General features: G+C 57.6%; 19 protein-coding genes. 6 read left to right on the forward strand and 13 right to left on the reverse strand.

The features are described 5' to 3' along the window. The first annotated feature begins 98 nt into the window (after positions 1–98). From cobS to KO498_RS13670, 4 genes are all read left to right on the forward strand, one after another. Positions 99–1,085 (forward strand): cobaltochelatase subunit CobS, encoded by a 987-nt coding sequence (cobS, locus tag KO498_RS13655; RefSeq protein WP_215960428.1) that lies wholly within the window; start codon positions 99–101, stop codon positions 1,083–1,085. Between the two features lie 138 nt (positions 1,086–1,223). Further along, complete coding sequence (gene cobT, locus KO498_RS13660; RefSeq protein WP_215960429.1) at positions 1,224–3,101, forward strand: cobaltochelatase subunit CobT; 1,878 nt, start codon at positions 1,224–1,226, stop codon at positions 3,099–3,101. 259 nt (positions 3,102–3,360) lie between these two features. After that, entirely contained in the window at positions 3,361–5,163 is a 1,803-nt protein-coding gene (locus tag KO498_RS13665) for an aminopeptidase P family protein (protein ID WP_215960430.1), read from the forward strand. A 56-nt stretch (positions 5,164–5,219) separates the two neighbouring features. Beyond that, positions 5,220–5,564 carry a DUF427 domain-containing protein gene (locus KO498_RS13670; RefSeq protein WP_215960431.1) on the forward strand — a complete coding sequence of 115 codons (345 nt, stop codon included), beginning with the start codon at positions 5,220–5,222 and terminating at the stop codon, positions 5,562–5,564. Here KO498_RS13670 and KO498_RS13675 read toward each other — a convergent pair whose 3' ends face one another. Continuing rightward, positions 5,565–7,244 carry a chloride channel protein gene (locus KO498_RS13675; protein ID WP_215960432.1) on the reverse strand — a complete coding sequence of 560 codons (1,680 nt, stop codon included), beginning with the start codon at positions 7,242–7,244 and terminating at the stop codon, positions 5,565–5,567. A gap of 218 nt (positions 7,245–7,462) precedes the next feature. Here KO498_RS13675 and KO498_RS13680 point away from each other — a divergent pair, with 218 nt between their 5' ends. Next, positions 7,463–8,839 carry an FAD-binding oxidoreductase gene (locus KO498_RS13680; RefSeq protein ID WP_215960433.1) on the forward strand — a complete coding sequence of 459 codons (1,377 nt, stop codon included), beginning with the start codon at positions 7,463–7,465 and terminating at the stop codon, positions 8,837–8,839. Between the two features lie 22 nt (positions 8,840–8,861). On the opposite strand, the gene recN is transcribed toward KO498_RS13680, so the two are convergent. The 4 genes from recN to ftsZ all read right to left on the reverse strand — a co-directional run bounded on the left by recN (position 8,862) and on the right by ftsZ (position 14,308). Further along, positions 8,862–10,508 carry a DNA repair protein RecN gene (gene recN / locus KO498_RS13685; RefSeq protein ID WP_215960434.1) on the reverse strand — a complete coding sequence of 549 codons (1,647 nt, stop codon included), beginning with the start codon at positions 10,506–10,508 and terminating at the stop codon, positions 8,862–8,864. A 41-nt stretch (positions 10,509–10,549) separates the two neighbouring features. Next, a complete protein-coding gene (locus tag KO498_RS13690; protein WP_215960435.1) occupies positions 10,550–11,398 on the reverse strand; it encodes an outer membrane protein assembly factor BamD in 849 nt (282 codons plus the stop codon). A gap of 157 nt (positions 11,399–11,555) precedes the next feature. Beyond that, a complete protein-coding gene (gene lpxC, locus KO498_RS13695; protein ID WP_215960436.1) occupies positions 11,556–12,476 on the reverse strand; it encodes a UDP-3-O-acyl-N-acetylglucosamine deacetylase in 921 nt (306 codons plus the stop codon). Between the two features lie 197 nt (positions 12,477–12,673). Continuing rightward, complete coding sequence (gene ftsZ / locus KO498_RS13700) at positions 12,674–14,308, reverse strand: cell division protein FtsZ (protein WP_215960437.1); 1,635 nt, start codon at positions 14,306–14,308, stop codon at positions 12,674–12,676. Positions 14,309–14,808: 500 nt separating this feature from the next. On the opposite strand from ftsZ, the gene KO498_RS13705 reads away from it, so the two are divergent. Further along, the gene (locus tag KO498_RS13705; RefSeq protein ID WP_215960438.1) at positions 14,809–15,453 is read left to right on the forward strand and encodes a hypothetical protein; all 645 of its coding nucleotides are present in this window, start codon (positions 14,809–14,811) and stop codon (positions 15,451–15,453) included. A 6-nt stretch (positions 15,454–15,459) separates the two neighbouring features. On the opposite strand, the gene ftsA is transcribed toward KO498_RS13705, so the two are convergent. The 8 genes from ftsA to murC form a co-directional block, all read right to left on the reverse strand. Continuing rightward, the gene (ftsA, locus tag KO498_RS13710; protein ID WP_215960439.1) at positions 15,460–16,788 is read right to left on the reverse strand and encodes a cell division protein FtsA; all 1,329 of its coding nucleotides are present in this window, start codon (positions 16,786–16,788) and stop codon (positions 15,460–15,462) included. Continuing rightward, the gene (locus KO498_RS13715; protein WP_215960440.1) at positions 16,788–17,687 is read right to left on the reverse strand and encodes a cell division protein FtsQ/DivIB; all 900 of its coding nucleotides are present in this window, start codon (positions 17,685–17,687) and stop codon (positions 16,788–16,790) included. Before KO498_RS13715 ends, ftsA begins: the two co-directional genes overlap by 1 nt. Then, positions 17,675–18,589: a D-alanine--D-alanine ligase gene (locus KO498_RS13720; protein ID WP_215960441.1), complete on the reverse strand. Its 915-nt coding sequence runs from the start codon at positions 18,587–18,589 to the stop codon at positions 17,675–17,677. The genes KO498_RS13715 and KO498_RS13720 overlap by 13 nt, the downstream gene beginning before the upstream one ends. Before the next feature lie 78 nt (positions 18,590–18,667). After that, complete coding sequence (gene murB / locus KO498_RS13725; protein WP_215960442.1) at positions 18,668–19,606, reverse strand: UDP-N-acetylmuramate dehydrogenase; 939 nt, start codon at positions 19,604–19,606, stop codon at positions 18,668–18,670. A 3-nt stretch (positions 19,607–19,609) separates the two neighbouring features. Further along, complete coding sequence (locus tag KO498_RS13730) at positions 19,610–19,849, reverse strand: DUF2484 family protein (RefSeq protein WP_215960443.1); 240 nt, start codon at positions 19,847–19,849, stop codon at positions 19,610–19,612. Continuing rightward, positions 19,846–20,103 (reverse strand): DUF2484 family protein, encoded by a 258-nt coding sequence (locus tag KO498_RS13735; RefSeq protein WP_215960444.1) that lies wholly within the window; start codon positions 20,101–20,103, stop codon positions 19,846–19,848. The genes KO498_RS13730 and KO498_RS13735 overlap by 4 nt, the downstream gene beginning before the upstream one ends. After that, on the reverse strand, positions 20,100–21,287 hold the full coding sequence (locus KO498_RS13740; RefSeq protein WP_215960445.1) for an APC family permease: 1,188 nt from the start codon (positions 21,285–21,287) through the stop codon (positions 20,100–20,102). Before KO498_RS13740 ends, KO498_RS13735 begins: the two co-directional genes overlap by 4 nt. A gap of 73 nt (positions 21,288–21,360) precedes the next feature. Continuing rightward, positions 21,361–22,761, reverse strand: coding sequence for a UDP-N-acetylmuramate--L-alanine ligase (gene murC, locus KO498_RS13745; RefSeq protein WP_215960446.1), 1,401 nt, complete (start codon positions 22,759–22,761; stop codon positions 21,361–21,363).

Here is a 22,761-nt window from a genome sequence, read left to right on the forward strand (position 1 = left end):
TCTATTCTGTAGCACCAAACTTCTGGCACGGGCTTGCCCTTCCCTTGAAATTGCGTCACGACTTTCCCAACATTTTCGAGTTTAGAAGGAATGCTGTAATGGCCGACGGAATGATCGACATCGATGCGAAACCAACCAAGGAAGTGTCCGTTCGTGACGTGTTTGGTGTCGACAGCGACATGAAAGTTCCGGCCTTCGCCGACAACTCGGACCGCGTTCCCGAGCTTGACAGCACCTATAAGTTTGATCCCGACACGACATTGGCTATTTTGGCGGGTTTCTCGCACAACCGCCGCGTGATGATCCAGGGCTATCACGGCACGGGTAAATCAACCCACATCGAGCAAGTTGCCTCACGGCTCAATTGGCCCTGCGTGCGGGTGAACCTCGACAGTCACATCAGCCGGATTGACCTGATCGGTAAAGACGCGATTAAGCTGCGCGACGGCAAGCAAGTCACCGAGTTCCACGAAGGCATCCTGCCTTGGGCCCTGCGCAACCCGACGGCGATTGTGTTTGATGAATACGATGCCGGCCGTGCTGATGTTATGTTCGTCATTCAACGCGTGCTGGAAGTTGACGGTAAGCTGACGCTGCTAGACCAGAACGAAGTGATCACGCCAAACCCCTACTTCCGTTTGTTTGCCACGGCTAACACCGTAGGCTTGGGTGACACGACCGGCTTGTATCACGGCACGCAGCAGATCAACCAGGGTCAAATGGACCGTTGGTCACTTGTGGCGACATTGAACTACCTGTCAGTTGACGCCGAGACTGCGATCGTTTTGGCCAAGAACCCGCATTACAACACCGACGCTGGCCGCAAGACCGTTAAGCAGATGGTTAATGTGGCCGACCTCACGCGCACCGCATTTATGAACGGTGATTTGAGCACGGTGATGTCACCTCGCACGGTGATCGCCTGGGCACAAAACGCCGAAATCTTCCGCGATGTCGGCTATGCATTCCGCCTGACTTTCCTTAACAAATGCGACGAGCTTGAGCGCCAGACAGTTGCCGAGTTCTACCAGCGTCTGTTTGATGAAGAACTGCCGGAAAGTGCCGCAAGCGTGAGCATGGGATGAGAAGGGTTTCGGATCAGCTTCGCCGATCCGACCACGGTGCGCTAATGCGCGCCGATGAAAGAAAAAAGGGGGCTAGCCCCCTCGGCTTCGCCTCACCCCCAGGATACTTAAACCAAGAAAAAGCTCCAGGTGTTTGTAATGTCTAAGCCGAGTGACAACCCAGCAGATCCGTTCAAGAAAGCGCTTGCCGAAGCCACCAAGGTTATGGCCGATGATACTGAGTTAACTGTGTCTTATTCGGTTGATCCAGCGGGGGTGTCGGGCGACACGATGCGCTTGCCGCAAGTCTCGCGGCGGATGACACGGGATGAAGTCTTGCTGGCGCGTGGTACAGCGGATGCTTTGGCGCTCAAGCACAAGTATCACGACACGGGAACGCATGCGAAATACGCACCGTCTGGAGACTTGGCTCGCGACATTTATGAAGCCATGGAAACTGCCCGGTGCGAAGCAATGGGCGCGCGAGACATGCCTGGAACGGCTGGCAACATTGATGCCAAGATCGCTGATGACGCTGCACGCGCAGGCTATGAGCAGATTAGTGATCGCGCAGAGGCATCATTGGCCACCGCTGCAGGCTATCTTGTGCGACATCTGGCGACGGGGCGCGCGTTGCCCGCTGGTGCGGCCAATATCATGGAGCTTTGGCAGGGGTTCATGGAAGAGCAAGCCGGCGAGGCGCTCGAAGACGTTGGCGAGCGGCTTGATGACCAACAGGATTTTGCGCGGTTTGCGCGGCGGGTGATCTCTGATCTTGGCTATGCTGACCAACTAGGCGATGATCCAGATGCGCCTGACGACGAAGGTGAAGACAGCGACGAAACCGCCGAGCAAGACGAGGATCAGCCTGACAGCACTGGCCAAGACGACACTGACGACGAGCAGGCCGACGCCAGCCCCGAGCAGAGCCAGGAAGAGACACAAGATGCCGCCGAGGCGCAAGTGTCGATGGATGAAATGGCCGATCAGGAACTTGGCGACGAGGCCGAGATGCCCGATGGCGAGGCCCCGCTTGAGCCGCCGCCCCCTGCCCCTGTATCGGATGCCGACCCTGACTATCTGGTGTTTGATGAGAGCAACGATGAGGAAATTCTAGCGGAAGACCTCGCCGAACCAGCCGAACTTGAGCGTTTGCGGGCCTATCTTGACCAGCAGCTTGAGCCGCTTAAAGGAGCGGTGAGCCGGCTTGCCAACAAGTTGCAACGCCGCCTTCAGGCGCAACAAAACCGCTCTTGGTCGTTTGACCAGGAGGAGGGCATTTTGGACGCTGGCCGCCTCGCGCGGGTGATCGCCAATCCGACGACGCCTTTGAGTTTCAAGGTTGAGCAAGACACCGAGTTTCGGGACACTGTGGTGACGCTACTGATTGATAACTCCGGCTCGATGCGTGGTCGCCCGATCTCTATCGCTGCGATCTGTGCTGACGTGTTGGCGCGCACGCTTGAGCGTTGCTCTGTGAAAGTCGAGATCTTGGGCTTTACGACCCGCGCTTGGAAGGGGGGCCTTGCGCGCGAAAAGTGGCTTGGTGAGGGGCGTCCGCAACAGCCCGGTCGCCTGAATGACTTGCGCCATATTATCTACAAAGGTGCTGACAGCCCTTGGCGTCGCAGCCGCGACAACCTTGGCTTAATGATGAAAGAAGGCCTGCTCAAAGAGAACATTGACGGTGAGGCGCTTGAGTGGGCGCACCGGCGTATGAGCAAACGGCCCGAGGCGCGCAAAATATTGATGGTGATCTCGGACGGGGCGCCAGTGGATGATTCAACACTGTCGGTTAACCCAGCCAATTACCTTGAGAAACACCTGCGCGATGTGATCGCTATGGTCGAGAAAAAGCGCGCGGTCGAACTCTTGGCAATTGGCATTGGCCACGACGTGACGCGCTACTATGACCGCGCTGTGACCATCACCGATGTCGAGCAACTCGCCGGTGCCATGACCGAACAACTCGCATCCCTGTTTGACAGTGACCCGCGCGCGCGCGCCAAGTTTATGGGCATACGCCGTGCCAGCTAAGTGAGGTGTATGTGAACGCTCGCAAACTCGTCGACAACAACCCGGGAGGCAGTGCCGAGCGCTCTATTCCCGGTGTGCCCAACTAGCGCAGGCTCAGGTCTAGAGCCGCATGAGGGCTCGCTATAAGCGATGGGCTATCTCCAAACCGGTGCCAGCTGTTCCTTGCAAGCCGCCCAGGAAGCCATGCGAACGGCTTGAGTTTCCACTTTCGCTCACTGGAAATCCCCCCTACCATTTTCGAAATACTGCAGGGGGATCCATGTTTCAGTCATTTGAAAACCGCGCCGATGCGTCTCAAGGGGCAGCACGCCTGACGCGCCTGCGTGAGCAGCTTCAAAAAGAAGGCCTCGCTGGCTTTCTCATCCCCCGCGCTGACGTGCATCAAGGCGAGTATTGTGCCCCGCATGACGAGCGTTTGTCTTGGCTCACAGGGTTTACCGGCTCGGCTGGTTTTTGTGCAGCGCTCACTCATGGGGCTGGTGTTTTCATCGACGGGCGCTACCGCACGCAAGTCAAGGAGCAGGTTGATACAGCAGCATTCACGCCTGTGCCTTGGCCTGAAGTGCAACTCAAGGACTGGCTCAAGCAAGAACTTCCCGAAGGTGGCGTAATCGGGTTTGATGCCTGGCTGCACGTTGCGCAAGAAATAGAAACACTTGAAGCCGAGTTGGGCAGCATGGGGTTTGTCTTCCGCCCAACGGCTAATCTGGTTGACCAAATATGGCAGGATCAACCCGCGCCTCCAGCTGGTATGATCGAGCCCTACCCCGAGGCCCTTGCGGGTGAGAGCCATGCATCAAAGCGCACGCGCCTTAGCACCGAGCTACGCGCCAAAGGGCAATCAGCCGCGGTGATCACTCTGCCCGACAGCATAGCGTGGTTGCTCAACATTCGTGGCTCCGACATTCCGCGCAATCCGGTTCCTCACGCTTTCGCGATCTTGTTTGATACCGGCCAAGTGTCGTTGTTTGTCGACAGTGCAAAAATCAGTGATGAGCTGCGTCTGCATCTGGGTAGCGACATCAACATTCGCCCGCCCTCAGCCCTTTTGCCGACGCTGCATTCCCTACGAGGTGCCGTGCGGGTTGATCGCTCCTCTGCTCCTCTTCGCATTGCCCTTGAGCTTAACGAAGCACAGGCAACAATTACTTGGGAGGAAGACCCCTGCATTCTTCCAAAAGCGCGCAAAACCAAGGCCGAGATCGCTGGAACTCAGCAAGCACATCTGCGTGACGGTGCTGCCATGGTCGAGTTTCTCACTTGGCTCGATGCGCAAGCCCCTGACACAATTACAGAAATTGACGTTGTCACCGCACTTGAGGCATTCCGGAGTGCAGGCAGCGACTTGCTCGACATCAGCTTTGAAACCATCGCCGGAACCGGGCCGCATGGGGCGATCATGCACTACCGTGTCACGGAAGAAAGCAACGCCACGCTCAAAAACGGTGAGATCATCGTGATCGACAGCGGCGGTCAGTATATCGACGGCACGACCGACATCACCCGCACAGTGCCCATTGGCCAGGTTGGCGATGCACAGAAAGCGGCTTTCACGCGTGTGCTGCAAGGTATGATCGCGATATCGCGGTTGCGCTTTCCCAAGGGGCTCGCGGGCCGAGACCTTGACGCCATCGCACGCTATCCGCTCTGGCTCGCCGGGCTTGATTTCAACCACGGCACAGGCCACGGCGTCGGGGTTTATCTCTGTGTCCACGAAGGGCCACAGCGGCTGTCGCGTGTCAGCCACACCCCACTTGAAGCCGGTATGATTTTGTCAAATGAGCCTGGATACTATCGTGAAGGGGCCTTTGGCATCCGCATCGAAAACCTGATAGTCGTGCAAGAGGCTTCGCAGCTTGACGGGGCCGATGCGCGTGACATGAACGAATTTTTGACGCTCACTTATGTTCCGATTGATCGCCGGCTGATTGACGTTGAACTGCTCAGCAAAGGCGAGCGTGAATGGCTCGACAGCTATCACGCCACCTGCCGCCTTAAACTTGATTCTCGCCTATCAGAAGCGGCGCGCTTATGGCATCATGCCGCGACAGAACCGCTCTGACATATCCTTGTAACAATCTATGCTATGATTACGCAAAGCGAGGCGAAGGGAACGACATGACTGAAAACATTACAATCACCGAGGCAACAGGAACTTGGGTTGTCCGCGCTGGCGGCGCCGTTTTGGGCGAAAGCAAAGCCGCGCTTGAGTTGACCGAAGGCCGCTATCCAGCGGTCGTTTACTTCCCGCGCGCTGACATCGCTATGGCCTTTCTCGACGAGAGTGACCACAGCAGCCACTGCCCCCACAAAGGCGATGCGCGTTACTTTTCTATTGTCACAAAGTCAAAGACGATCGAGAACGCGGCATGGAGCTACGAAGCCCCTTTTCCGGCTGTGGACATGATCAAAGATCACTTGGCATTTTATGCCTCTGACGACGTCACTGTCGAGCGCGTTTAGCTAGCTGTGTTCTTCTGCTGCCGTGTCTGCCAAGGCGCGGTTGTAGGCTTTCAGTGCATCAACATGCAGCAACGCTCCCCAAAGTTCGGGCGGCGCGTCTTCACCTGACAGGCTGACAACCGGCAAAAAGCTCGCCCCCGAGCGCTCGAACAGTGGCATCGCAACTTCTAGCGTGCTGTTGCCATCAACATAGGCGCCGTCTTCTACCATCTGCCACAGCCTGTCTTCATCCGGACAGCCAGCCTCGCCCTTTTGGCGCATCAGGCTGGCGACACCGAACATTGCCAGCAAGTAGGCCTGTGGGCCAGCCGCAAGGTGCACATTGCGGCGCTCAAGCTGGGTAAGAAAGAACGAGCGATCAACAAGTTTCGAGCCAAGCGCCGTCGACATGCTGACAGCGACCATCACAGCGATCGCGGTTTGCCAGTCACCTGTCAGTTCAAAAACGATCAGCGTTGTCGAGATCGGCGCACCAAGCACTGCCGCCGCGACCGCCCCCATGCCTGCGAGCGCATAAAGCGTGTGTTCACCCGAAACTTCGGGGAAGATGCTTGTCGCGATCAATCCGAAGGCCAACCCTGTGAGCGCGCCGACCATCAACGAGGGCGAGAACACCCCGCCGCCCATGCGCCCCGCCATGGTAATGCTGACTGCAATCACCTTGAGTACCGCAAAAACGACGGCCTCCCAGAGGAGCAACTCACCAGTCAAAGCCGCCGACGTCGTCTCATATCCAACGCCGATGATATGCGGAAAGAACACAGCAATGCCGCCAAGTAAAAGCCCTGTCAAAGCGGGCCTCAGCCAGCGTGGAATACTGAACTTGGCTTGGATATGGCTGGCAATATCCTCTCCGATAAATATTGCCCGCATGAGTGCAGCCGCGACAACGCCACAGAGCAGCCCGAGGATCAGATAGGCCGGAAGCTCGATGTAAAACGCCAGTTCTGACGCCACAGGCAGGCTGAACTCGGTGACATTGCCAAACTCGAGGCGGCTAATAATCGTTCCCGACACCGAGGCGATGACAATTGGCGCAAAGGCGTGCACAGCAAAGTGACGCAGCACAACTTCAAGCGCAAACAAAGCTCCGGCAATCGGCGCGTTGAACGACGCTGAAACAGCCGCTGCGACGGCACAGCCGAGCAAGTCACGCCCGGTGATACCGTCAGCGTGCATTTTGTCGTTCACCCAGCTTGAGATAACCCCCGCCAAATGAACGACAGGACCTTCACGCCCCGAAGAGCCACCCGTGCCCAGAGTGATCAGAGAGGCCAGAGCCGAGGCAATGCCCGCCCGCTTCTCCACGCGGCCATTTGACAGCGCCGCTCCCTCTATCACATCCGCAACAGTGCGCACCCGCCCGTCAGGCGTAAAACGGTGCAATATCAGCCCGACAGCAAGCCCGCCAATCGCCGGAATAAGCACGATCCAGAACCACGGCAGCGTGCTGGCAAAACTGTGCAGCGTGCTCACATCGTCGGTGCCGTAAAGATAGCCCTGCAGCAAGTTTACACCCTTGCGAAACAGTAATGCAGCAAAGCCCGCCGCGATGCCAATGACCAGCGCGATAAACCAGAACTGAATCTGGCTTGGTCCACGCTCTCGCAACACCTTGAATGCCTTGACCACCTCAGCGAGGCCTTCGCGGACCTTGTTCTTAAGAAAAACCGATGCCATCGCGTTCTATCACCCTGATATTTGGCATTTTAATCAAATTCTATCGAGCTCACCTTTCCCAAATGACTCAATTTGCCTAACCTTAAGCAGTTGTCAGCTTTTGTCACGCACGGGCATTGGCTTTCAACCCATGCTGCGCCTGAACTGGCGCGAATTCTGGCGCCACCGCGAAGGCGGCTTGGGGCCAGAACCAGATTGGAAATGTAAGGTGGAACTTAATGAGTATCGAACACGCTGTCGAAAAGCTACAGGTGCTGCTCGGTGCGCGCTTGAGCCTGAATAACTCTGATCTTGAGCTCCATGGCCGCTCCGAAACCTACCATGCCCCCGCCAACCCCGATGCAGTCGCCTTTCCACGCAACACCGAGGAAGTTTCAGCCTTGGTCAAGATCTGCGCCGACGAGCATTGCCCTGTCATAGGCTTCGGTGTTGGCACCTCTCTTGAGGGGCAAACCCAAGCGCCGCTTGGCGGTATCAGCGTCGACTTTCGTGAGATGAAAGCAATCCGGACACTGCGTCAGGAAGATATGGATGCAACCGTCGAGCCGGGCCTGACGCGCGAAGAGCTGAACGATGAGTTGCGCGCCACCGGGCTTTTCTTCCCCGTTGATCCGGGCGCCAACGCGACATTGGGAGGCATGGCCGCGACCCGTGCATCAGGCACAACCGCCGTGCGCTACGGCACCATGCGCGACAACGTTCTCGGGCTGGAAGTGGTGCTGGCCGACGGGCGTATCATCCGCACCGGCACTCGGGCGCGCAAGTCTGCGGCGGGTTATGATCTCACAGCACTTATGATAGGGTCCGAAGGCACGCTGGGGCTGATCACCGCGCTCGACCTGAAGCTGCAAGGCCAGCCCGAAGCTGTCACGGCCGCGATCTGTGCTTTCGAGAGTATAGATGCCGCCGTCAGTTGCGTGATCGAGACCATACAGCTTGGCCTCTCAATGGCGCGGATCGAGTTTGTCGACACCGCCTCGGTTGCCGCGTTCAACAAGCAATCAAAGGCCGGAATGCCCGAAATGCCGCATCTTCTGCTTGAGTTCCACGGCACCGAGACAGGGGTTTCCGAGATGGCAGCGGTCTTTGGTGATATCGCCGCCGATCATGGTGGTCTGGGCTTTGAGTGGGCCACAAAGCGCGAAGACCGCGATGCGCTCTGGCACATGCGTCACAACGCGTTTTATGCCATCAAACAATCGCGCCCGGGCTGCCTGTCGATCGTCACGGACATCTGCGTGCCTATCTCGCGGCTGGCTGACGCAGTGAACGAAACCATCGCCGATCTCGCAGCCTCCGGCCTTAGTGGGCCCATCCTCGGTCATGTTGGCGACGGGAACTTTCATGCCATCCTTCTGGTTGATCCTGACAGCCCGCAAGAGCTGAACTCCGCGAAGCTTGCCAGCGAACGCATGGTCAAACGCGCTCTCGCGATGGGCGGCACCGCCACAGGCGAGCACGGCATCGGAATAGGCAAACTGCCCTTTATGACGGCAGAGCATGGCGATGGCTGGGAGGTGATGGGCGACATCAAAAAAGCGCTTGATCCGCTCAACATCATGAACCCGGGCAAGCTGGTTCCGCCTTCAAACTAGGCTGCCAAAGCAGGCTGCCAAACTATAGCAAAGCCTTGGCCGCGGCGCGCGCCTCATCGGTGATAGTGTCGCCCGAAATCATCCGCGCGACTTCATCGACTCGTTCATCGGCATTCAGTGCCGCTACCGTCGACAGCGTTACACCTTTGGTAACGGCCTTCGAAACCCGCCAGTGGTGAGCGCCCAAAGCTGCAACCTGCGGTGAGTGGGTCACGACAAGCACCTGCCCATCTGCACCGAGCGCCTTGAGGCGGCGACCCACGGCATCAGCCGTAGCGCCCCCAACGCCGCGGTCGATCTCGTCAAAGATCATCGTCACGTTGGACGCCTCATTGGTTAGGCACACTTTCAGCGCCAGCAGAAAGCGGCTCAACTCGCCCCCGGAAGCGATTTTTGCCAAGGGGCCAGAAGGCGCACCGGGGTTGGTGGCGACAGTGAAGCTGACAGCATCGGCCCCCTCCGGCCCCGCATCGGCCTCGGTGATCTCGGTGGTAAAGATGGCCCGTTCCATCTTCAATGGCGCGAGTTCTTTCATCACGGCCTGGTCAAGTTTCGCTGCCGCTTTGCGCCGCGCGGCGCTCAACTTTTCAGCTGCGGTTTGGTAACTCGTGTCAGCCAATTGAGCCGCTTTCTCCAAATCGGCCAGTTCGGCATCCGAGCCATCAATCAGTGTCAGTCGCCGCGAGAGTTCGCGCGTGAACTCGCTCAGCTCATCTGGCAGGACATCATGCTTGCGGGCCATAGCACGGATAGCAAAAAGCCTTTCTTCACAAGCCTCTAGATCAGACGAGCTAAAAGACAGAACACTCAAAGCTTGTTCGATAGCATCAGCCGCCAGCGCCAACTCGTGACTGGCGCGCTCAAGTGCTGCGATCGGTTGCACCATGAGCTCGGCAGGTTCGCCGCCAATGCTCTCAAGCCAACGGAGCGCCTCATGCGCGGTGCCTTCAGCGCCTTTTTCCGAGCGCAGAGACTGTTGTGCACGAGCAATATCGGCACCAACCTTTTCAGCCGCCTGCATGCGGCGACGGTCTTTGTCGAGCGCTTCATCCTCGCCGGTTTGAGGGTTCAACTCTTCGAGCTCGGCAACCGCGTGGCGCAGAAACTCTTCCTCCTCACGCGCGGCGGCAATGCGCACTTCTGCTGCGCGCTTCGCTTCAAAGGCTGCACTGCGGGCCCGCCAAAGCTTGCGCAGTTCAGTCAGCTTTGGCGCCAAGCCAGCGTAATCATCAAGCAAATCGCGGTGCCCTCGGGGGTTCAACAAGCCACGATCGTCGTGCTGGCCATGTAATTCGACCAAGTGCTCCGACAACTGCCGCAACAGCTCTCCCGAGGCGCGCCTGCTGTTCACAAACGCTGTTTTGCGGCCTTCTTTGGTGTTGATACGGCGCAGGATCAGCTCATCATCGTCCGGCAATCCGGCTTCAAGCAGCAAAGCACGCACCGCATGCCCTTGCGGCACGTCAAACACCGCTGTTACCTCGCCCTGTTCGGCACCGCTGCGCACAAGCTCCGCCCGCCCGCGCCAGCCAAGAACAAACCCGAGTGAATCAAGCAAGATCGACTTGCCAGCACCGGTTTCGCCAGTGAGCACGTTCAAGCCCGCTTCAAACTCAAGTTCGAGATGGTCAATCAACAGGATGTCGCGGATATCAAGGTGGCGCAGCATGTGTTACTCCCCCACTCGCAAACGCGGCGGCAAAGTGCTCATCAGAGCCACTTGCCCTTGATGGTCTGACGATAGGCTGCGGCCAGCCAGTTGCCTTTAAAGAGCTTCGGCTCAAGGCCGCGTCCTGTCAGCAAACTATAGCTTTCTTCGTACCATTCAGAGCCGCGGAAGTTGTGGCCCAATACTGCAGCCGCGGTCTGCGCCTCTTTGTTCAGACCAAGCGACAAGTACGCTTCGACAAGCCGGTGCAAAGCCTCGGCGGTGTGCGTGGTCGTTTGAAAGTCTTCCACAACAACGCGAAAACGGTTGATCGACGCGGCGAAATGATCGCGCTTAAGGTAATACCGCCCGATCTCCATTTCCTTGCCTGCGAGATGGTCAAAAGCAAGGTCGAACTTGAGCACAGAAGAGCGTGCGTATTCGCTGTCAGGGTAGCTTTCGATCACTTGTCGCAGGCTTTGCAATGCCTGAAATGTCAGGCCTTGGTCGCGGCCCACATCGTCAATCTGGTCATAATAGCTGAGCGCCAGCAAATACTGTGCATAGGCGGCGTCTTCATCAGTTGGGTAAAAGTCGATGTAGCGCTGCGCCGAGGCGCGTGAATTCTCGTAGTCTTTGTCTTTATGGTGAGCAAAGGCCTGCATAATAAGCGCGCGCTTGGCCCAGCTTGAATAAGGGTATAGCCGCTCGACTTCACCGAAATAGCGCGCACCCTCTTCATAACGACGCTTGTCCATTTCAAACTCGGCGCGCTCAAAGATTTGCTCGGCCGAAAATTCCTCAAGCGGGATATCGCCACGACGAACCTTGTCAGCGTTGCTGCAAGCAGACACAAAGATGGCGATCAAAAGAAAGCCGAAAACTCTCGTAAGAGATACTCCGCTTTTCATGCTCTCAATCCCACCCTGTTCAATAAGTCATTCATGGCTTTACAGAGCAACTCCTAGCATAGAAATTTGCAAGGCAAAACGCCTGAATCGCTCGTTTGTATCTGATTTGATAACGCCCCTGCGCGGTGCATGCAATTGCTTGTGCTCAAACCGTTGTTCAGGCGACTTCGGGCAGCTCGCCAAGGTGCACGCCAGCGCCCGGAAGGCGTGCGGCAATCCCGGGAGTGCAGCGCACAAAACAATAAGCGCCTTCGGTGTCAAACAGCTCGCGCAGCAAGGCGTTTGTCATGGCGTGGCCAGCGCGTGAGCCAGTGTAGATGCCCAGAATTGGGGCACCCGCGAGGGCAAGATCACCCAGAGCATCAAGCATCTTGTGACGCACGGCTTCGTCTTCATGGCGCAAGCCGCCCGGGCTGAGCACTTTGTCGCCCTCAACCACAACCGCGTTCTCAAGTGTGCCACCTAGGGCAAGCCCCTGCTCGCGCATTGCATCAACATCGGACTGACGGCAAAAAGTGCGGCTGTCGCAAAGCTCGCGCACGAAAGAGCCATTGGCCATGTTCAGCGTTTTGTGCTGGCGGCCGATCGCCTCGTCGGTAAAATCAATGCTGAAGTCGATCTTCATCTCGTCAGCAGGGCTCAGGCGCGCCCATGCATCGCCGCGCTTCACGCTGACTTCGCGCAAAATCTTCAAAGCCCAGATAGGCTCTTCAAGTTTGCGCAGGCCGGTTTCAAGAATTTTACGCACAAACGGCTCGGCGCTGCCATCAAGAATTGGCACTTCAGGGCCGTCGATCTCGACCAAAGCATTATGAATGCCACAGCCGGCAAGCGCCGCCATGATGTGCTCGATGGTCGAAACAGATACGCCGCTGGCGTTGAGAATTTTTGTGCAAAGCTGGGTCTGCTCGACAGCATCCCAACGTGCGGGCACAACGGCATCGCCCAAAGCGATATCAACCCGCAGGAATTTAACCCCGTGCCCAGCAGGTGCCGGCTTGATCACAAGCGTCGCCGGCTTGCCTGAATGCAGGCCAGTGCCGGTAAAGCTAATTGAGGTTTTGATCGTATTTTGCAAGGTGCTCTGTCCGAGTTGTCTCGTGTTGTAGCCTATGTAGGTGATGAGCGTCTCGGTCTCAATTCACTCTTTGTAACCAGATGAAACATGAGTGTAACATCTCGGCAGAACCTCGCCCCCCAAATCTCAACCCATTGGTTTAAAACAATAAAGCCGCCTCACGAGGAGACGGCTTTACGCTGGTAATGTGATCAGGCTTAGTTGGCTTGACGCCGCAGGAAGGCCGGAATTTCGATCCGTTCCTGATCAGCATCGCCTTGTTGGGCCGGTGCTGCACTGCCCGCTTGGGGCTGTGTGCGTTGCGCCGGAGCCGCAGCACGTGGTGCCGGAGCGGGTTGTGCGGCTTGCTCTTCAGGCTCATGGCCCGTCATGCGGTTGATCAGTGAATTGATACCAAAACGTGGCTTGTCTTCAGCGGCTTGCGCTTCAGGTTCGCCGTTTTTAGGCTGGTTGCCATGCACGGCAGCTTTCAAACGGGCCATCGCTTCAGGTGAAGGTGTGCCTGGAGCTGGCGCGCGGGGCGCAATAAAGGCGTCCGGCGTTGCGTCAAGCGTCTCTTCACGGCGCGCTTGTGGCTGGTAAGCCGGAGGCGGAAGATCGTCGCTTGCCGCTGTCGCAGGGGCGCGCGAAGCCGCTTGAGTTGGCGCCGGAGTCGGTGCTGGCGCTTGTTCTTGTGCAAAGGTTTCTTTTGCTGGCTCCGGCTCGGCTTTGCTTTCAGGCTCGTCACGGAACAATGAAGGTTCCGCCTGCGCTGCTGCGGGCTGTGGCGCAGGAATTTCCTGTTCAGCCGGTGCTGCAGCTACAGTGGCAGGGCGCAGTGGCTCGGCCAATGAGCGGCGCGGAACCGGAATGTCGTTCCCTACATCGCTGGCGTCAATACCTGTCGCAACAACGCTCACGCGCATGCCGCCTTCCATATCGGTGTCAAGCGTCGAGCCGACAATGATGTTGGCTTCCGGATCAACTTCCTCGCGAATGCGGTTCGCCGCTTCGTCGAGTTCAAACAACGTAAGGTCGTGACCACCAGTGATGTTGATAAGAACTCCTTTCGCACCGCGCAGACTGATCTCGTCGAGCAGCGGGTTGGCGATGGCTTTTTCGGAGGCCTGGGTTGCGCGGTCTTCGCCGGTCGCTTCGCCTGTGCCCATCATCGCTTTGCCCATTTCGTCCATAACGGCGCGAACATCGGCAAAGTCGAGGTTGATAAGGCCCGGGCGAACCATCAGGTCAGTCACGCCCTTCACGCCTTGGTAAAGAACGTCGTCAGCAAGCGAGAACGCTTCTGTGAATGTGGTTTTCTCATTCGCCAGACGGAACAGGTTCTGGTTCGGAATGATGATCAGCGTATCGACAACCTTCTGCAGCGACTCAACACCGTCTTCGGCCTGCTTCATGCGCTTGCCGCCTTCAAACTGGAACGGCTTGGTGACAACCCCAACGGTCAGAACGCCAAGTTCGCGTGCGGCTTGCGCAATGATCGGAGCAGCGCCGGTGCCGGTGCCGCCGCCCATGCCCGCAGTGATAAAGCACATATGTGCACCCGCAAGGTGATCAACGATTTGCTCAATGCTCTCTTCTGCTGCCGCTGCGCCGATCGTGGCTTTGGCGCCTGCGCCGAGGCCTTCAGTGACTTTCACACCGAGCTGGATCTTGCTGCTTGACCTGCTTTGCTGAAGCGCCTGCGCATCGGTATTTGCAACCACAAACTCAACACCGTCGAGCTCTTTGTCGATCATGTTGTTGACTGCGTTACCGCCTGCGCCGCCGACACCGAAAACGGTGATGCGTGGCTTTAGGTCTTCTTGTCCGGGCATTGTGAGATTGAGTGTCATGTTTTCCGTTCCGCCTGATGTCTTTTCCGAAGTTTCGGATGTTTTTTTAGCCTGTTCCGCCCCTTTTCTACCTTGCAACAAGGCTCTCGTCACGCAAAAAACGGCGCAAAACCACAAAATATGGCAATAATATGACGAAGACTCGCGGTATTTCGCTTATTGGCCGAGATATAGCGGAAATGCCTCAGGGAGACACAAGGCACAAAACGACCTGCCGCTGGCGTGCGGAAAATTTGAAAACTGAAATTGGGCCCTGCTCGGCCTGATCGTATTTGTCACGCTTCTTTGTTGAGCGTTAGCTTTTTGCTTAACACATTTATACACACCCTGCCAACCGTTCGCGCAAGAATACTTGCGACCAGCAACTCCCCCCAAAATGCCTAGCAATAACCCGCGCCCGCTCCAGCTCTGCGAGCACCACTTTCATCGCGTCATACTGTCGTCAGAATTTGATGCAACTGATCGTGCGAGCTTTAGAAAACCGCAAAGCGGGGCCGGGTATGGAAGATAACAAAAGTCTCGAAATGCATCTGGAACGTGCTGGCGCGCGCTCAATGCAAAATGTGCTTTCCACTTGGCTAAAGGTCAAGCTTTTGGGGGTGGCCCTTGTTTTGGTCTTCACCGCCGGCGCCTCCCTATACTATTTTCTTTGCGAACGCTCCCACGGGTCTGCGATCGCGCTTTTTGCGGGTGTCGCAATTTTGCTCGCCTTACTGGCAAACACCTTCCGAACGCAACTAACGCTATTGCTGTCGCGACGCGTTGAAAAGCTCTACCGAAAGCGAGAAGACTCAGGCAAATCCAACCGCCCGTTCAAAATTGCATTCACCACCATCGGAGTGATTGTGGTTGCCGTGATGACAAAATCCATCTGGCAACCACTATGGGACACCGGCCTTGTCGAGGCCTACAACAGAGGCTGGTTGCCGTCATTCTTGGTGCTTTTGGCGGGAATAGCTTGTGCGGTCTACACAGCAATGACGATGTCAAAAAGCGATAAACACAGCGCCACACGCAGGTTTGACAATGAAGCACAAGAAACAGCAATCACCAAGAAGCTGATGTGGCTCTATGGGCTGGCAGCAGTCGCGCCGGTTCTTTGCATGCTCTTTTTAGGCTTATCAAGCTGGTTTATGACACGCTGACGGCCTCTACCAGTTGTCGCGGAACCAGCGCACCACGCGCTTGAGAGAACGCGCGGGGTATGTGTCAACCGGCAGTTCAAAGTCCCACCATTCGTCCTGTGGATGCGCTGCGAAAAGCGAGAGGCCAACGGCGCTGGCAAAGCCCGGCCCTGTTGCGGCTTGCGGCAGTCCTTGCACCCGCAGCGGCCGCCCGAGGCGCACTTGCTGGCCTAGAATGCGGCTCGCAAGCCCATCCAGCCCCGGTATCTGGCTCGCCGCGCCTGTCAGCACAATCTGCTGGCTTGGCAGGTGGTCAAATCCGGCGGCATCAAGCTTGGCGCGCACCTCTTCAAAAATTTCTTCGACACGCGGGCGCATAATCCCGATCAGCTCGGTGCGGCTCACTGAGCGGCGGTCATGTTCCCAATCACCCGTGTCACCGCCGATGTCGATCATCTCGCGGTCGTCCATTCCGGTTGCGACAACACCGCCGTAGAAAGTCTTGATCCGCTCCGCGACCCCCATCGGCACTTGCAGGCCCATCGAAATGTCGCTGGTGACATGGTCACCACCAAGGCGCACGGCGTCGGCGTAGATCATGTGTTTCTTGATAAAGATAGACAGCCCTGTCGAGCCGCCGCCCATATCAATACAAGCCGCGCCCAGCTCTTGCTCGTCTTCGACAAGCGCCGCGTAGCCCGCAGCATAAGCCGACGAATAGATGCCTGCCAGCTCCAGATCGCAGCGGCGCACACAATGCGACAAGTTCTGAACGGCACTCGCGTCAACTGTCAGCAGGTGCATGTCTGTGGCCAGCGTCTGGCCCATTTGGCCGCGCGGATCAGCAAGACCGGAGCGATGATCCAGAGCAAAGTTTACCGGCTGCGCGTGCAGCACTTCGCGGTCTTGCCCGAAGTCAGGCACATCGCAAGCACTGAGCACGCGACTTACGTCTTGCTCGGTGACAACGTGGCCCTCAAGCCCTGTCTCACCGACAAGCCCGTATGAGCGCGGATCAGCGCCAGAGAAGCAAGCGATCACATGATCAACCCGAATGTTGGCCATCTTTTGTGCAGCCTGAACAGCGGTGCGAATGGCGCGCTCGGTCTCGGCCATCATCTCGATCTCGCCGAAGCGCACCCCGCGAGAGCGTGTCGTTGCCGCGCCAATCACGCGAAAGCCCGCTTGCCCTGCCATCGGCATCGCCGTTTCGTCGGCCAGATCAGAGCCATCAAACCGCAGCACGAGGCAGGCGATCTTTGAGCTTCCGACATCGAGAATGGCGACAACGCCCCGTTGCATTGCAGCCTTGCGCATCGCGCGCATCGCGCGTTGGGATTCATAGAGCTCTAGCATTATTCTTGTATCTCCGCCTCAGTCGCGCGGGCTTTCCACCGTTGCTTAACTGCATCTTCATTCAGTCTGATCGTCACGCGCTTGGCCAGCCGCATATCAACTGCAGCCACATCACGTTTTAGTAAATCTCGTGCGCTGTTCAGCGCCATAACCCGTTGCAACGCCTGCACGGGGTTTTTCTCGGGCAGCATGATGCGCTGACCGCGATCAAGCACAATGTCCCATCGGCGCTCGCCCATACGAGCCAACCCGCGCATACGTTTGTGAAGCGGTGTTGCGGTGCGTATCAGCTGCATCGCCTCCGGCAAATGTTTGGCGGCGCCCTCGCCCGCAATCAGCGGCAAGTCGGGCCGTGACATGCGGCTCGGAAGAGCGCGAAAAGCTACGCCGGCATTGTCCACCAACTCGATACCCTCATAGGTGCGCCAGATCGCTATGGGTTGGCGTTCCGTCACATCAATCTGCAAAACGCCGCCGGTTCTGATGCGCACTGTCGCCTTTTTCACAGCCGCCAGTTCGGCGACATTGTTGCGGATGTCTTCCAGATCAAGCTCAAACGAGCTCAGCGGGAAATCAAGCGGAACCACAGCGCGTATTTCTTCCGCTATAGCTGTGCTTGCTCCATCAACCGCCATCAGGTTGACCATAAACTCCGGGCGGTTCTGAAAATCGTCGCGCACATCAATCAGTGCCATGTTGAAGCTCTCGCGGCGGGCTTCATCGGCAAAATACGCCAGCCCCAACAACAACGACACGCTGAACGGCAAACCAATCCGCATAGCCTTGCGAAACACCGGTGTCAGCATCAGCCGCTCAAAGCGGTAGGCCCAGCGGCTCGGCGCCGGATCCGACTTCTGAATGCGCTTGGCTGTCGTGGGCTGTTTGCTCAGCGGTTGCATGATGCGTCCTCCACCAGCCAGCCGCACAGCTGACCAAAACTCATATCAAGCGCACCAGCCTGTTCAGGCGTCAGCGATGTCTGCGTCATGCCAGGCTGGGTGTTGGTCTCAAGCAAGAACAGTCCGGCAGCCCCTTTGCTGTCATCCCAGCGGTAGTCCGTGCGGCTCACACCCTTGCATCCAAGCGCTTCATGCGCCGTGACGGCGTAGCTCATACACAGATCAAAAATGTCTTGCGGAATGTCGGCAGGGCAAACATGCAACGAGCCGCCCTCCTGATACTTGGCATCATAGTCATACCAGCCCTCGGTGATAATCTCGGTAACCGACATTGGCTGGCCGTTCATCACACTCACCGTCAGCTCACGCCCGGGCACATAGGCCTCGACCATCACGGTTTCGGGCATGTCTTCGCTCAGCTGCGGCGGGCTGTTTGCGGCTTCATGCACAAGGTAAACCCCAACCGAGCTGCCCTCGTTGAACGGCTTCACCACATAGGGTGGCGCCATAACATGCTTGGCCGCAACCTCGGCTTTTGGTGCCAGAAGACTTTCGACAACAGGCAGGCCGTGCTGGCGGTAAAGCTCTTTGGTGCGCTCTTTGTCGATCGCCAGTGAAGAGGCCAGAACACCAGAATGCGTGTAAGGGATTTGCAGCCATTCAAGCAGGCCCTGAATGCAGCCGTCTTCGCCCCAGCGGCCGTGAAGTGCGTTAAACACCACGTCCGGCGCCAAGGCCTTCAGCCGCTCGGCAACATCGCGGCCAGCGTCAAGTTCGGTTACTGTGTAGCCCTCTGATCGCAGCGCTTCGGCGCACTCACGGCCCGACGAAAGAGAAACCTCCCGCTCAGCCGATGGTCCACCCATCAACACCACAACATTAAGGTCTGTCCTGCCCGACATCCCAACTTCCGCCTCAAATTCGGAGCCTATTTAGCGGCCCTCGTTACTGACTATTCTATATGTATTAGTCTTGCCTGACTATTGATCTGCTCGTGGGGTCGGTTCACCAACCCTCATGATTTCCCATTCTAACGTGATTTGGGCTGAATCGTAAACCTTTTTTCGCACTTCTTCGCCCAAACCTTCAAGGTCTGCGGCAGTTGCGCCACCGGCGTTGATCATAAAGTTCGAATGCATCTCGCTCATCTGTGCGCCGCCACGTGTGGCACCGCGCATACCTGCATCGTCGATCACCTTCCACGCCTTGAGCTCGTGGGTGTCATCGGCCTGCCCTGTCGAGCTAAACCCAGCAGGGTTGCGAAAGGTGCTGCCAGCGCTGCGCTCTTTGGTAGGTTGTGTCTCGTCACGTTTCTTGAGCTGGGCCTCCATGCGTGTGTGCAACGCCTCCGGCACACCGCTCGGCCCCTCAAACACCGCCTCAACAAGCACCCAGCCCTCGGGCAGCTCTGTTTGGCGATACTGAAACTGCAAATCGTCAGCCGTGAGCGTCACGATCTTGCCGTCGCGGGTTACAGCCGTGGCCTCGGTGAACACATCCGCCGTATAACTTCCGTAACAGCCCGCGTTCATCTTCACGGCGCCGCCAACAGAGCCGGGGATCGTGCGAAGGAATGTCAGATCAACACCCGCGTCAGCCGCTTTTCGCGCCACATGCGCATCAAGCGCCGCAACACCGGCGCGCACACGGTTGCCCTCAACTTCAATGTGGTTAAAACCGCGGCCCATCTTGATAACAACGGCCCTGAGCCCGCCGTCCCGCACGATCAGGTTGCTGCCAACCCCCATCGGAAACACTGCAACATCACGGCTCAAAGCGGCCAAGAACTGCGCGAGATCCTCAACATCGGCCGGCATGAACAACCAGTCCGCAGGCCCTCCGACACGTAGCCATGTCAGCTCACTGAGCAGCTTACTTTCTACAAGTTTACCGCGCACTTCAGGCATTGTGTCAGACATCACTCAAGCCCCGCGTATCCAGCGCATCAGGTAGACAACCGGCCAGCGCAACACGCTCATTGCCGCCAGCAACACCAGAAAGCCGACGATCGGCCCGTTCTGATAAGTCACAAAGCCAAGCAGCGGAATGCCCAAAGCGATCAGCACATAAGCGCGCGCCCAGTAGTTATCTCGGCTTGGCAACATCGCCAGCACATTGGCGGCAAGCCCCCAGATGCAGGCAAGGATCAGCGAAAGGCTCATTCCGGCAGCTCCAGGTCTTCGCCGCGCACATACTTGCGCCAGATAAACCGCAAGGGGTTGCGAAACATCGAAATGAAGCCAGCAAAGGCCAACCCGCTAAATATCCAGCCGTGCACATATCCGATCCAAACGATGATGAAAGGTGCCGCAACGAGCAAGATCACCGCTGGCACATATTGCTTGCCAATCCGCAAAAACGCCGTCGCCGTCGCGGCGAACACCCAGAGAATGCCAAGCCAGAGAGGTGTGCTCACAAATTTGCTCCAATCGTCACAGCCAAAGCGGCCAATGATGCGACCAGCCCGAAAACGGGCACAGCCATCGACACGCGAAACGGCGCATCCGGTTTCGAGCGCTTCAACACGATTAGCGCTGCATTTACCAGCACAAAAACCGACAGCAGTATGCCAGCAGCGATTTCGGCAAGCTCGGCGACCGGCAAAACAAGTGCTGCGCCCATGACGCCGAGACCAACAAGTGCCGTCGCCAGCACAGGCGTACCCCATTTGCGATGCGCATGGTGAAAGATCGCCATCATCGCGTTGCGCTTGCCAAGCCCGAACAGCACACGGCTGGCCATAACGATCTGCGCCAGCACGCCATTTAACGCCGCGGCAACCGCGATCGCTGACAAAAATGCCGCCTGACCGCCATAGGCCTGCGTCCAGACAAGCGCCAGCGGCTGCTCGCTTTTTGCCAAGACCTCAAGCGGCACAGCGCGCACCGCAGCATAGGCCACGAACGCATAAAGCACCGAGGTGATCAGCAGCGAATACAATATGGCGCGGGGCAAAACGTGGGTCGGATCTTGCACCTCTTCGGCCATGTTGACGATGTCCTCGAAACCGATAAAGGCAAAGAACGCCAGCACCGCCGCCGAGGCGATCCCTCCCCAAACGACAGGCTCGGGCGCGGTAAAGCTCACCTGTGCCTCGCTGCTCAAACCCGCATAGACAACAAAGCCGAGGCCGATCACCTCAACCACAGTGAAAATCGCCGCTAGCGTCAGGCTTTCAAGCACACCGGCAAGCGCCACAAGGATCAGCGCTACGCCCATCAGCATAATCGTCGGTTCAAATTGAAAGCCGGTCAAGGCGATCAGATACCCTGCGCCGCCACGCAGCACTGCCGCCGCCGAAACCGTTCCCGCAAGCACAATCGCAAACCCGACGAACACCGCCAAACCCTGCTTGCCAAAGCCCGCACCGACATAAGCCGCCTCACCCGCCGCTTCCGGAATACGTGTTGAGAACTCGGCATAGCTTAAAGCCGTCGGTGCAGCGATCAGTCCCGAGATCAAAAACGCCAACGGCGCCCAAACGCCTGCCTCGGCCGCAACGGCACCGACCAACACGTAGATACCCGCGCCAACCATCACCCCAACGCCATATGCCGTCAGCAGTTTCAGTCCGATCTTGCGTTTCAGTTCATCTGCCATGTCATGCTCCTTGTTGTAAAAAAGCAGTCTAAACCAGCTACAAACCTTCCGCCTTGATTAGGCTCAATTCACTCTATTTCTTGAGCATTTCCGGCAGGTTATTCGCCCAAGCGCTGATCGTGCCGGCGCCGAGACATACGACCATGTCACCCGCCTTGGCCTCAGCCCTGACCAAAGCCGCCAAGGCCGCTTCATCAGGCACAGCCTGCGCGTTGCGGTGCCCGTGCGCGATCAACCCACTGATCAAATCATCACGGCTCGCGCCCGCGATAGGCTCTTCTCCGGCGGCGTAGATGTCCGTGATCCCGACAACATCGGCCTCGTTGAAACAAGCGCAGAACTCTTCAAAGTGGTGGTGCAGGCGCGTGTAACGGTGCGGTTGGTGCACGGCAATAATGCGTCCCTCGCAAGCCTGCCGCGCGGCCTTGAGCACGGCGGCAATCTCGGTCGGGTGGTGGCCGTAGTCGTCAATGATCGTCACGCCATCAACCTCGCCAACCCGTGTAAAGCGGCGGTTTACCCCGCCAAACGCCGCCAGCGCCTCGCGGATTTCGTCAAGCTTCATGCCCAAATGCCGCGCCACGGCAACCGCGCTCAAAGCGTTTGAAACATTGTGGTCGCCCGGCATCGGCAGTGTGCAGCCGTCAATGCGCTTGCCCTCGCTTTGCAAGATCACATCAAAACAGGCCACGCCGTTTTTGTAATGCAGGTTCACCGCGCGCACATCGGCTTGGGTGTTAAACCCGTAGGTCACAACGCGGCGGTCGGTCAGTTTGCCGACCAGCGTTTGCACGTCACTGTCGTCGGTGCAGCACACCGCAAGGCCGTAAAAAGGGATGTTAGAGACAAACTCGTAAAAGCCCTGATGCAGCGCTTCCTCGGTGCCCCAATGCTCCATGTGTTCAGGATCAATGTTGGTAACAATCGCGATCGTTGCTGGCAGGCGGTTAAAAGTGCCGTCACTCTCGTCGGCCTCGACAACCATCCACTCGCCGTCACCCGAACGCGCATTGCTGCCATAGGCATGAATGATACCGCCGTTCACAACTGTCGGGTCAAATTTTCCGTGATCCAGCAGCGCTGCAACCATCGTCGTCGTTGTCGTCTTGCCGTGTGTCCCCGCAACAGCAATGTTTGATTTGAGGCGCATCAGCTCGGCCAACATCTCGGCGCGACGCACAACAGGCAAGCCCTTGTGACGGGCTTCGTCAAGTTCGGGGTTGCCCGGTTTGATCGCCGACGAAATCACCACAACCTCGGCATCAGCAAGGTTCTCGGCCCGCTGGCCTTCAAAGATCAGCGCGCCCATTTTTTCGAGCCGCTCGGTTATCTTGGAGCGCTTCAGGTCACTGCCCTGCACGACATACCCGTGGTTGAGCAGCACTTCTGCGATGCCCGACATGCCGATACCGCCGATGCCGACAAAATGGATAGATCCGACATCGCCGGGCAGCTTGGTTGCGGCTGCGTTCAT

Source organism: Lentibacter algarum (assembly GCF_018860975.1).
Taxonomy (GTDB): domain Bacteria; phylum Pseudomonadota; class Alphaproteobacteria; order Rhodobacterales; family Rhodobacteraceae; genus Lentibacter; species Lentibacter algarum_A.